We start from the raw sequence: 11821 nt of genomic DNA, 5'->3' as shown, positions 1-11821 counted from the left end.
GCGACGATCAGCGTTGAATTTGTGCGGCATATACAGCATCCTCAAGAAGACAGGCCGCAACCAATATCAGCCGAGTGGGGGTCCCTGCAACAACGCCATCAATATGAAAGTAACATAAGATAGGCTATCAAACTTTTCAAAATATTACATAATGTTGATTACAGGTAATTCTCTAATACATTGAAATTACAGTAGTATTGCTGGCATTTTCATGCCCTGAGTGCGTGAAATTCCCTTGCTTGCGCACTGGCAGGCCTCAACCTTGGATCAGCGCCACGGACTTGGCGCGCACTTCCGCAAGCTCCGATGAAGTCACCTGGCCCTTCCGCTTAGCTTTTCTAACTTTCCAATCCAAGCTTTTCACCTGATCGGCAAGCGCTGCGCTGTTCTGCGGCCCTTGGATAACCACTTCAAATGGATATCCTTTAACTTTGGTCGTCATCGGACAGCACAGCATCAATCCAATCTTGTTGTACTTTGCCGGGCTCAAGACGAGCGCCGGACGGTGCCCGGCTTGCTCGTCTCCCGCTTGCGGATTGAATTGTAGCCAGACAATGTCACCGGCCTCTGGAATGTAGGCCATATCAGAGCGCTTCTTGGCCCAGTGGTACGCCGGTCTCGATTGCTTCGTGAGCGTTTTCGTTGGTAATCCCATCCAGCAAATCGTCCAATAAGAACTCTGGCGATTGATCCGGCTCGATGATTATACGTCCGTTTTCCTCGCGAACATCGACGGGTGTGTCGAGCGACAGCTTTGCCGCCTGCATAATGGCTGCAGGTATCCGAACGGAGGCACTGTTGCCCCATTTTTTCACAATCACGCGCATCTCTTATCCTCAACTTGAACCCAAGATATAGGCGTTAAGCGAGTATGTGTCAACATTGTTGATACGCCTGTAATCAACATTATGTAATTTGTGGAGCTTGACCAGTCTGACAGATCGGCAGCGTGGGTCGATTCAAATTCTGCTTTTTGGCAAATTGCCTGCTGGTAGGAATCATGCCGGTTTGCGCAGGCGAAGCGTTAAGTAGCTCAACGCAAATAAAAGTCCGGCTGCATTCAGCCATATAGAACCTGCAAACACCTCCAATGGGCATAAAATGGCGAGCCCACAGATTACAACTATGATCCGTTCGTAGGCTAACAACTTGCGAACCAAAAAGCCGACAAGACCTGCGGTGACTGCATATACACCGACCAATGCCTTGATCGTTGTTAGAATGATAAGCCAAAGCGGACCATCAAAAAGCAGAGCTGGCGACGCTGCAAAAAAGAACGGGATCAAGTAGGCGGGCCAACCGATACGAACGGCCTCAACAGCTGTGGACATCGGTGGTGCTTTGGCCATGTTGGCAGCTACAAAAGCCGCGATCGCAACAGGTGGCGTTAACATCGATAACATCCCGAAGTACAACACGAATAGATGCGCGGCCATGGGCTGTAGGCCAAGCTCCACAAGCGGTGGGGCAGCAAGAGATGCAAGCAGCAGATACACGCCGACTGTCGGCAAACCCATGCCCATAACGATGCACACCAACGCGGTGATCAGCAGCAAAAGCAGCAGGCTGGATTGACCGATCTGGACCAAGAAGAACCCCAACCCGAACGAAAGACCGGACCGGGCAACCAGCCCAATTATCATCCCTGCGATGGCGCAGATCAGGATGATTTCCACCGCCGCTTTTCCGGCAGAGACCAACACACAGATTAACACCGAGAGGCTTATCCGGCTGCCGTCGTAGGTTTTGATCAAGGACAATCCAAGCAGCACGAGAACAGCGACAAGTGCTGACGTTTCAGGGCGTAGATTGAATTGGAATAGCCCCACCAGCAACACCACAAAGGGGGCAAAAACATACCAGCCTTTGCGCATGACAGAACCCATAGGCGGGATTTTATCTTCGGCAACCCGCGCGATATCGAGGCGTCCGGCCTCCAGATCCGCAAAAACGAATAGACTGAAATAATACAAGATCGACGGGATTAATGCGGCGAGCATCACGTCGACGTAGCTGGCTTGGAGGTTTTCAGCTAAGAGGAAGGCTGCGGCCCCCATGATCGGAGGCATCAACTGGCCACCTGTCGAGGCTGCCGCTTCAATCGCGCCAGCTGTTTTGGGCTTATAGCCGCCGTCCTTCATCATCGGGATGGTGATCGCACCGGTAGAGGCCACGTTGGACACAGCACTGCCCGAAACCGAGCCGAAGAAGGCCGATCCAAGGATTGCAATTTTGCCCGCGCCACCACGTTTTCGCCCCGCCAACGCCAGCGAAAGATCCGAGAAAAAGGCCGAGCCGCCCGTCGCTAACAGCAATTGTGATAGGATCAGAAATGGCACGACAACCGCGACTGCAATCGACAATGCGGCGCCGGCAAGCGAGGCGCTGTCGAGCATCAGAAAGGTCAGTAATCGATCCGGCGCGATCGAGCGGCTTTGCAAAGGCCCAGAAAAGTTACTTGAGAACAGGGCGTAAAGGCAGACCGCCGCAAGAATAACGATCAAGCTCCAGCCCATCGTGCGCCTGACTGCATCCAGAAGCAGAACAAAGCCCACAGCCGAAATGATCAGTGCCTCGGTCGGGTGATAGAATACATTCTCGGAAAGAACGGGAAATCTTGCCGCGAGCCACGCGCCAAAAACAAGAGATGCAAGCGCTGCAAACCGTGTCCACCAAAGAGGCCCTGATTGGCTCGTGATAAACGCAACGGCCATGGAAAACGACAAGGCAGCAATCAAAACTTGTTCGGAATAGACACGCCAGCCAATCCACAGAGGGGCGCCGGAGGACCACAAAATGGCTGTTAAGGTGATTAGCGCGGCGAGGATGGCCGTAATCGGTACTCCGCCGCGCGTCTGTGTCTTAATGCTCTGGTCTAACAAGGCTCTGCTCTGCTTTACTCAGCCCATACACCCATTTCCTTGTAGAACTTGATCGCACCCGGGTGGTAGGTCAGCCCGACATCCTTGCCCATGGCTTCCTTTGCGAAACCATTCCAGAATGGCCCACCGCCAAGCAAATCCGCCTCTTTTTCCCAAAGCGCTTTGGCGGCTTTGTATACCATGTCTTCGGAGACATCTTTGCCCGCAAAGAAGGTGTAATCGAACACGTTAACATTGGTTGCTTCTTCGATACCGGGGACCGAACCTGCGGGCATTTCCTGCATGTATGTTTGGGGCAGAAGCACCCGCATGCGTTCTAGCGCTTCGGGGCTATCATCGAAGGAGAGGTAACGAATGCCAAAAGATGCATCATACTCGCGGCTATTGCCGGCCCCGACCACGACGATGGCAACATCTGCTGATCCTTCTGCAAAGCTGGCCCACATGCGCGGGAAGTTCGGGACTGCAACACCTTCGACCTCTTCGAGGCTGACATCTGCATTAGCAAAATAGCCTTTGGTCACGTAATCCCCCAAGGCTTTGTCGGCGAAGACAGGTACGCGTTTCCCTTTGAGGTCCGCCACCGTTTTGATGTCGCTGTCTTTGCGCACGATGTAGGCATTGCGGAACGGCATGAGCGTGGCCACCATCTGCAAGTTGTCGTTGGGCCGCCCTTCTGACATGCCAGTGCCGTTGACCGCGTAGGTAAGCTGCACGACATTGGCGATGCCAAACTCAATCTCACCGGCATTCACAAGAGGGATGTAATCAGCAGTATTGGCGAGTTCCTGCGGGCGCATTTGCAGATCACCTACTTCCGAGATTGCAGCCGATAGCGTTCTGCCAATTTGACTTGTGCCGCCACGCGCGGTGGATCCAAGCGCTGCAAGCTCTGCGGCGACAGCGCCTGCGGTAAGCGTCAATGCAATTGTGAGACTTGTAAGGTGTTTCAGTGACATAAGTTCAATCTCCCCATTATTTTGTTTAGTGTTTTTCGAATAGTGTTCCATGGCCCGAGAACTGGTCCGTGATCCCCATAGCGCGCAAAGCATGCCAGTAAGTCGCGGCGTTAATGGCGACAAAGGGCTTTCCATATTCCGTTTCTAATTCTGTGCACAGGCTGCACATGCTGAGGTTCGTGCCGACCTGCACAAAGGCATCCACATCATCGCCGTCCATCTCAGCGATATGCGCACGCAACTCATCCTCCTGCACCTGCGCAATCGCGACAGGGCTAGAGCATTTCAGCCCTCGAAACCGCACAACCTCAAACCCACAATCCTGAAAGAACAGCGTTACGTTTTTGTCCGATATCGGGAAGTAGGGCGAGATCACCGCAATCCGCTTGGCCCCCGTCAGGTTCAAAGCAGCTTCGCAGGCAAACGACCCCGCCGAGACTTGCAAGCCACAATGATCAGATAGTTCCTGCATCCGTTTTTCAGACGCGGCCCGTCCATCCCAGAACATCAACGCCGACATGCCCATGATCAAATAATCGGGTTCAGCGGTGGAGCATCTGTCAACAGCATCATAGAGCGTCGCGCCGATTGCCTCGACGAGGGCTACAAATTCATCGTCATTGCTGACCTTCATGTTGGGCACATAAATACGTCCAAAATGGTTGGTGACCCCCCTCACCCGAAAGTCGTCCATATCGGGCTGCACAATGGTATTTGTGGAAGGAGCCACGACCGCGAATTTGCTTCGCCATCCACGCGCATCTTTTGCCATTTCCCGCCCCTCGACTTGATCCATCCCTGAACGAATAAGATATCGCATTTACCCATCCGTCAAGAATTTGTCTGGACAAATTCTTGACCACAGGCCGCATCGCGCACTATGCACTGTGGAAACGCCGTATTTTTGCGGTAATTTTAGCAGCAGACCTGATCGGAGAAGACAGATGGCCGACCCAAAACTAAAGCAAATGATCGAATCGGGCGAGTTTATTGCAGCTCCGGGCGTGTTTGATATGATTTCGACGCTTGTCGCAGACCGCATGGGTTTTCCGGCGCTTTACGTCACCGGCTATGGCATTGCCGCTTCGCATATGGGGCTGCCCGATGCGGGGATCATGACCTACACGGACATGGAAACCCGCGTGCGCCAGATTGTGCAAGGCTCCACCACCCCTGTGATTGCCGATGCGGATACAGGGTATGGCGGACTGCTGAATGTGCGTCATACGGTGCGCGGTTACGAGGCGGCTGGTGTTACGGCGATCCAAATCGAAGATCAGGAATACCCCAAGAAATGCGGCCACACTCCGGGGCGCCGCGTTGTGCCACTTGAGGATATGGTCGCTAAGATCAAAGTTGCAAACGACAGCCGCTCTAGCGCGGATTTTTTGATCATTGCACGCACGGACAGCCGCACCGCCCTCGGCTTGGATGAAGCGTTGCGCCGCGGTGAAGCGTTTGAGAAAGCTGGCGCTGACGTTGTGTTCATCGAGTCGCCCGAAACCGTCGGAGAAATGCAAACGATCAATGATCGTATTGGCAAACCTACTCTGGCCAACATGGTTTCTGGTGGCCGAACGCCGATCCTGCCATCGGCTGAATTGGCCAAGCTTGGATTTGCCATTGGCATTCACCCCGCTTTGGGGTTCTTGGCCGTCGGACAAGCGTTGAAAGAGGCTTACGGTGCGCTGGCTACAAGTGGTGATGTGTCAGAGACAAACCTCGAAGATTTCGGCGAATTCAGCAAGTTGATGGGATTTGAAGACGTCTGGGAATTCGACAAAAAATGGGCCGAGGTTTGAATCCGCACTCAGAGCGGAAATCAGTCTGACCCCAAGCTAATCCGCGTCCGGTGAATGTAGCGATCACCACCGTAGTGCCAGTTGAAAGATGCGATCAGGAGGCTGGAAGCGGTGGCGTAGCGCCGTAATATCCTCAGGGTGGGCGCGTGCTCCGCGATGCCTAATGCTTCGGCAACATGATAGGGCGCGGGCAGCGCTTGGGTTTCTTGATCAACGCGATCAATATCGGCGCCTGCGACCTCGGCCAGCCCTTTGTAGATTGGCCCGTTGCTATGGACCAAATCAGGCGCAATCTCTTTGAATTGCTGGGCGATGTAGCTTTCAACCAGCGCAAGGGGCGCCCCTTCAGGTGTGCGGCGCAAAGCCCTCATGAGCACCCAAGTCTCGCCGGCTTTTTGCCCAAGTCGCTCCGCAAGGTCATCGTCCAGCACCGTATCCTCGATCTTGAGCAATTCGAGCTCAGTTTCGGCCGCATATTGAGTCAGGTCCGAAATCGAGCGGTAGTTCTGCACAAATATGCCCGACGGTGCATCGCGCAACACCCGACTGCCCGCCCCTTGTATCCGTGAGACCATACCATCCGATTGCAGACGACGCAGCGCCTCGCGCACCGTAAAACGCGACACTTCGAACCGCGCGCACAGGCTTGCTTCACTGGGCAAAAGCGCGCCTATGGCAAATTCACCAGACCCGATATCTGCGCGCAGTGCCTTGAAAATTTCAATGTAGCGTGGCGTTTTCGCGGTGCGTGCCGGTTCTGACATCAAGGTGGTCCTTTATCTTAGCACACGTCCTCAAGATCACGCAAAGATTGGATCATCGACGAGCGCATCACATATGCTAGGTGCCTTTTGGGGTCATCGACGGTTGCGCGCAAGTCGTCGTGGTGCGCGCGGCGCTTGTCCGGATCGGTTTCGTTCAACACAGCACGGTTGCGCAGCGCCAATGCCTGCACAGTTTCAATGGCAACTTTACGTCGCTGACGCTCATAGCGGCCCATCAACTCAATCGTTTCACCACGCCAAACCTGCGCCAGCTTATCGGTCAGGTTTACAGCATCATGAATGCCCCCGTTCATCCCCATCCCGCCCAAAGGATTATTCAAATGCGCGGCGTCCCCTGCCAAAAAGACACGGCCGTGCACATAGTGATCAGCGACGCGCTCGTGCACGCGGTAGGCTGTTTTATGCGCTATCTCATAGGGTTGGCCGGGCAATAGCCCTTGCATCCGCTCTTCGATCCTGGCGGGATTAAGGACCGCCTCGTCGCTTAGGGTGGGGTCAGTCGGAAACAGCACCCGCCACAGTGTTGGTGTGCGCAGCAGTACCAGCCATTCCTCGGGATCAGAGATATAGCAGATATCCGCCAGCCCCTCGATCGCTTGGTCGTAGCGGAATGGTGTAGAGAGAGAGAGGAAGATTTCAGGGATCGTCAGCCCGGGAAATGCGGTGCCCGTGGATTTACGCACGGTTGAGCGCGCGCCATCCGCGCCAATCAGATAGGCCCCCGTGAAAGTCTCAACTTCACCCGTCTTTCGCCGCGCTGTGACTGTTACGGTGTCGGCATCCTGCGCCACATCTTCAACCAGAATATCGGTTATCAACTCCGCCCCTACGTCAGCTTCCAACCGCGCACGCGCCGCTTCTGTCAACTTCCATTGCTCCGCTTGTAATCGGTAGGGATGCGCCGTTTCATCCGCCAACAGGCCCAAATCAAAGGTTGCAACCTCCCCCTCCTTACGATCGCGAAATTGCCAGAGCGGACATTTGATGCCGCGCTCAATCAGACCCTCTGCCAGACCCAGCCGATCCAGAAAATCCATTGTGGGCGGATGAAAGGTCGAGGCGCGCAGGTCCACTGCAAGGTCAGCCGATGCTTCCAATACGGTGACGGGTATGCCCTGTTCCAGCAATGACACGGCTGCGACAAGGCCGACGGGGCCAGCCCCTGCGATTAAAACACGGTCTTCGGCTTTCATTCACGAACCTTCCCTCGGCTTGGCCCTAACGGTAAGTGTGCAGCAAAGATCGTCAAGATAAATTTGTCTGGACAAATTCAATGGGGTGCTCAAGATTTGGAACCATGACAGGTAAACTTGCCATATTATGCGGTGCAGGCGGCATTGGACGTGCGTTAACCTTGCGCGCCGAGGCCGAGGGTTGGGACATAACCGTGTTGGATTTGCAGGCATCGTTGTCCGCGCATCCCGTTTCCGACGGTGTGTCATCGGCTGCCATCGATGTTTCTGACCCAAGTTCGGTTTATGCAGCCTTCAACACGCTTGGCCCGCTGAATGGTTTTGTAAACCTTGCTGGGTTCATGTCTCCCCATCAAACGCTCGCAAACACGCCGCTTGAAGACTTTGACGAAGTGATGACCGGAAACTTGCGAGGGGCGTTTTTAGCGGCGCAAGCAGCCCTGCCACTTCTGCAACGGGCATCCGGTGCGATGGTCAATGTCGCCTCAGGCCTCGGGGCGCATGCGCGTCCCGGCTTTGGTCCCTATGCCGCCGCCAAGGCAGGAATGATCAGCCTGACAAAGACGCTCGCCCTTGAGGCAGCACCGCATGTGCGCGTCAATGCGGTCGGACCAAGTGCAGTCGATACGGCGTTTCTACGGGGTGGCGAGGGGCGCGACGCCACCAAACCTGTACCCGTTGATCTGAAGGCAATGGCAGCGGCCACACCGCTTGGGCGCGTTGCCACCCCTGACGATGTGGTCGGCCCAATCCTGTTCCTGCTGGGCAAAAATGCGTCGTTCATGACGGGCCAAGTTCTATGGATCAATGGCGGAGGGTATATGCCGTGAGCGATGCGTCGTTACTGAATCGCGTGGTTCTGATCACCGGTGGGTCGCGTGGGTTGGGTCGGGAAATGGCGCTTGCATTGGCCGAAGCTGGAGCCAAAATTGCGATTACGGGTACGATTGAATCTAAAGCAATGGAGGCAACCCTCGAAGAATTGGGCAAAGGTGCCATCGCGTTGCCCGCCGATGTCACAAACCCAGAAGCTGCGGCTGATGCCGTGGCCAAAACAGTGGAGACTTTCGGGCGCCTCGATGTCCTCATAAACAACGCGGGGATCGGGATGCGCCTGATCTCGGAGACGTTCAACACGCAACCTACCAAGTTTTGGGAAACGGACCCAGACGTTTGGCGCCGCATCGTGAACACGAACGTCAATGGCACGTTTCTCATGGCCAGCGCAGCGGTCCCTCACATGCTGGCGCAGAGCTTTGGCAAGATCATAAATATCTCGACTTCGGATCAAACCATGGTGCGGCAGGGCTATGCGCCTTATGGGCCAACCAAGGCTTTTCTTGAGGCCACAAGCCGCGTTTGGGCCGCAGATTTGGCAGGCACAGGCGTTGACGTAAATGTACTGCTTCCCGGTGGGGCCGCCGATACCGATTTGCTGCCGCCCTCGCCAAACAAAAAGGGAGCAGATGGCAATCTCTTATCCCCAACTGTGATGCGAGCCCCTGCCCTTTGGTTGGCGTCGGATGCATCAAACGGGATCACTGGTGCGCGCTACATCGCGCGTCTTTGGCAGGACACAAATCCAGACGCCGCCCGAGATGATGGCGGCGAAAAGCCTCGGATCATGTGACCGCGCAAGACTGTAAATAGGCCACTGCATCCGTCGTTGTGATCAGGTCAGCGTATTTGGCGCTCATGTCGAAAAGGTTTGCTTCATGCGGACCACTTGCACGGTCGCCGCAAGCCTCATGCGCGATCAAAGTTACAAAACCGGACGAAATGCTGTCGATACAAGTCGCACGCACACATCCTGACGTCGTGAGACCGCCAATAATCAGCGTGTCGATTTTATGAAATTGCAGCGTTGCCGCGAGAGAAGTACCAAAAAATGCACTGGGATATTGCTTGGTGATCATCAGATCGCCATCCTCAACGTCCAGTCCGTCCACCAGCTTTTGCGTATCGCGCCCCGCATCAAAACATGACAACGCAGGAACTTTGGCATAGAAGGCTCCACCATCGCCACCACCGCGAAGGTATTTTACTTCTGTAAATATAACCAGAATACCTGCTGCACGCGCAGCATCCGCCAGTGCAATCGCATGATCACGGGCCGCAACGCAGCCTTCTCCGCCATAAAGTGGCGCGTCCGGATCGAAGTAAGCCTGCGCGAAATCTACCAACACCAATGCGGGCCGTACGCCATGCGTTTGCTTGGCATGGTAACCAGCTTTATCGTAATTCTGCTCTAGTGATTCAGTCATGTGGTCATCTCCCTAGCTTCATTTTAGTTTGATGCTTTCAAACGAGTTGTCCAGATTCTTCTGGTCTGTGCGCTGTCTATATTGAATGCTCTTTTGGGGATATCCCTTCGAGACGGAGGCAAATCGTGGTACATAAAAACAAGGTAATCCAATCGGTCAACGGGCCTGATGGATTCGTGTGTGTGGACGTATTCCGCCGCCCCGATGGCAGCTTTGGATTTGACGAATTCCGCCGTGACCCGGAAGACAACCGCGGATGGTATAGCATTGGCCATCACGGGTCTTTGATCTTTGCGAATGAAGTAGAGGCGAGGGCGAAAGCCAAAGAGACAATCAATTGGTTTGCTGAACTTTGAAAGCCCAAAGTGCGCGACTCTCGCCTGCACCATTCGGTAGGTCTCAAAATCGCCCCGACACACAGGGCGGAAAGATTCCAGTTTGACAGAATCGGAATTGGCCTTAGTGTCCAACAATCGGACACTAAGATGACATCGACGCTTAAGCCGTCCAAGCTACCAAAACTTGAATTCGGACCTAAGCCCTACTCACGCTCAACAGACATCCATTCATACTTCTGGGAGGAAAACATGATGACACGAAAGACAGGAATTGCGGGCGCATTGAGCGCTCTGGCTTTAACGGCAGGTCTTGCCGCGCCAGTTGCGGCTCAGGATGATACGTTCAAGATTGGCGTGATCACCTTCCTTTCTGGCCAAGCGGCAGAAAGCTTTGGCGTGCCTGCGTGGAATGGTGGCAAGTTGCTGGTCGATATGTTGAACGAGGGTGGCAAATTGCCCGCACCTTATGACACCACGGGTTTTGGTGGCATGAAAATCGAAGTTGTCGTGGTCGACGAAGCCGGCGGTGCGACCAAGCAGGTGCAGGAATTCCGCAACCTTGTGCAACGCGAAGAAGTCGACGCGGTTGTGGGCTATGTCTCTTCGGGCGACTGTCTGGCGATCCCGCCTGTCGCGGATGAGTTGAAGGCGTTTACGATCCTTTATGACTGTGGCACGCCGCGTGTCTTTGAGGACAACAGCTTTGAATATGTGTTCCGCACGGCGGCGCATGCCACGATGGATAACGTCAGCCTTGCCCGCTATTTGAAATCGCGTGATTTCGACGTACCCAGCTTTGCTGGGCTTAATCAGGATTACGCATGGGGTCAGGACAGCTGGGCCGATTTTAAAGGCGCAATGAGCCAACTTTACCCCGATGCCGAAGAAAAAACCGCCCTGTTCCCAAAATTTGGCGCGGGTCAGTATGGCACTGAAATCTCGGCATTGCTGCGCGAAAAGCCTGCTTTGGTTCATTCCTCAAACTGGGGCGGTGACTTGCAGGGCTTCCTTATTCAGGCAACGGCACGCGGCTTGCACAAACGCTCGCAACTGGTGCTAGCGGCAGGCGATCACGTGATCCCGCAGTTGCAGGATAAAATGCCTGATGGCATTTTCCTTGGTGCACGCGGTGTGAACGGATTGGCGGCGAATGCGCGTGGCGGCGATCTGAAAGAGCTGACTGACACGATGTGGAGCGCCTATGAGGCTGAATATGACACCTTTCCGGTTCAGGCCCCCTTCCGCATGTGGCAGGCGATCTTTGGTCTGAAGACCGCTGTGGAAAAAGCGATGGCCGACAATGGTGGCACCAAGCCGACCGACGAACAGCTGGCCGCGGCGATGCAAGGGCTGGCGTGGGATGCGCCCTCTGGCCGGATCGAAATGGCGCTGGCAGGTGGGCATCAGGCAATCCAGCCCAATGCCATCGGCACCACCAAGTGGAACACCGAAACCGGCAAGATGGAGCTGGTGGATGTTGAATACTACAACGCCCGCTGCGTGAACCCGCCAGAAGGCATGAAGTCTGCCGATTGGCTGGCTCAGGGTTTCCCCGGCGCTCAGTGTGACTGACACCTGACGCCAAACTGGCCAGTCGC

13 protein-coding genes are annotated in these 11821 nt (G+C 54.8%); 5 read left to right on the top strand and 8 right to left on the bottom strand.

Translation table 11 applies throughout. The annotated features are described in order from the left end of the window. Window positions 1-256: 256 nt before the first annotated feature. From mazF to V7730_RS11975, 5 genes are all read right to left on the bottom strand, one after another. Complete coding sequence (mazF, locus tag V7730_RS11995; protein ID WP_335747831.1) at window positions 257-583, bottom strand: endoribonuclease MazF; 327 nt, start codon at window positions 581-583, stop codon at window positions 257-259. 1 nt (window position 584) lies between these two features. Next, the gene (locus V7730_RS11990) at window positions 585-827 is read right to left on the bottom strand and encodes an AbrB/MazE/SpoVT family DNA-binding domain-containing protein (RefSeq protein WP_335747830.1); all 243 of its coding nucleotides are present in this window, start codon (window positions 825-827) and stop codon (window positions 585-587) included. A gap of 171 nt (window positions 828-998) precedes the next feature. Continuing rightward, window positions 999-2882 carry a TRAP transporter permease gene (locus V7730_RS11985; protein WP_335747829.1) on the bottom strand — a complete coding sequence of 628 codons (1884 nt, stop codon included), beginning with the start codon at window positions 2880-2882 and terminating at the stop codon, window positions 999-1001. Window positions 2883-2896: 14 nt separating this feature from the next. Further along, a complete protein-coding gene (locus V7730_RS11980; RefSeq protein WP_335747828.1) occupies window positions 2897-3841 on the bottom strand; it encodes a TAXI family TRAP transporter solute-binding subunit in 945 nt (314 codons plus the stop codon). Window positions 3842-3866: 25 nt separating this feature from the next. Further along, entirely contained in the window at window positions 3867-4661 is a 795-nt protein-coding gene (locus tag V7730_RS11975) for a maleate cis-trans isomerase family protein (RefSeq protein ID WP_335747827.1), read from the bottom strand. 124 nt (window positions 4662-4785) lie between these two features. Here V7730_RS11975 and V7730_RS11970 point away from each other — a divergent pair, with 124 nt between their 5' ends. Further along, on the top strand, window positions 4786-5643 hold the full coding sequence (locus tag V7730_RS11970) for an isocitrate lyase/PEP mutase family protein (RefSeq protein ID WP_335747826.1): 858 nt from the start codon (window positions 4786-4788) through the stop codon (window positions 5641-5643). Between the two features lie 20 nt (window positions 5644-5663). Here the strand turns inward: V7730_RS11970 and V7730_RS11965 are convergent, their stop codons facing one another. Beyond that, on the bottom strand, window positions 5664-6407 hold the full coding sequence (locus V7730_RS11965; RefSeq protein ID WP_335747825.1) for a GntR family transcriptional regulator: 744 nt from the start codon (window positions 6405-6407) through the stop codon (window positions 5664-5666). Between the two features lie 17 nt (window positions 6408-6424). Continuing rightward, window positions 6425-7621, bottom strand: a complete 1197-nt coding sequence (locus tag V7730_RS11960; protein WP_335747824.1) for an FAD-dependent oxidoreductase — start codon at window positions 7619-7621, stop codon at window positions 6425-6427. A gap of 104 nt (window positions 7622-7725) precedes the next feature. On the opposite strand from V7730_RS11960, the gene V7730_RS11955 reads away from it, so the two are divergent. Further along, the gene (locus V7730_RS11955) at window positions 7726-8451 is read left to right on the top strand and encodes an SDR family NAD(P)-dependent oxidoreductase (protein WP_335747823.1); all 726 of its coding nucleotides are present in this window, start codon (window positions 7726-7728) and stop codon (window positions 8449-8451) included. Further along, window positions 8448-9251, top strand: a complete 804-nt coding sequence (locus tag V7730_RS11950; RefSeq protein ID WP_335747822.1) for an SDR family NAD(P)-dependent oxidoreductase — start codon at window positions 8448-8450, stop codon at window positions 9249-9251. The genes V7730_RS11955 and V7730_RS11950 overlap by 4 nt, the downstream gene beginning before the upstream one ends. On the opposite strand, the gene V7730_RS11945 is transcribed toward V7730_RS11950, so the two are convergent. Further along, window positions 9244-9885 carry an isochorismatase family protein gene (locus tag V7730_RS11945; RefSeq protein WP_335747821.1) on the bottom strand — a complete coding sequence of 214 codons (642 nt, stop codon included), beginning with the start codon at window positions 9883-9885 and terminating at the stop codon, window positions 9244-9246. The genes V7730_RS11950 and V7730_RS11945 overlap by 8 nt on opposite strands. Window positions 9886-10010: 125 nt before the next feature. Between V7730_RS11945 and V7730_RS11940 the strand changes: the two genes are divergently transcribed. Further along, complete coding sequence (locus V7730_RS11940; RefSeq protein WP_335747820.1) at window positions 10011-10241, top strand: hypothetical protein; 231 nt, start codon at window positions 10011-10013, stop codon at window positions 10239-10241. 231 nt (window positions 10242-10472) lie between these two features. Then, a complete protein-coding gene (locus V7730_RS11935; RefSeq protein WP_335747819.1) occupies window positions 10473-11795 on the top strand; it encodes an ABC transporter substrate-binding protein in 1323 nt (440 codons plus the stop codon). Window positions 11796-11821: the final 26 nt, after the last annotated feature.

Source organism: Sulfitobacter sp., from assembly GCF_036961165.1.
Lineage (GTDB): Bacteria > Pseudomonadota > Alphaproteobacteria > Rhodobacterales > Rhodobacteraceae > Sulfitobacter.
This window is presented reverse-complemented; position numbering and strand designations above follow the sequence as displayed.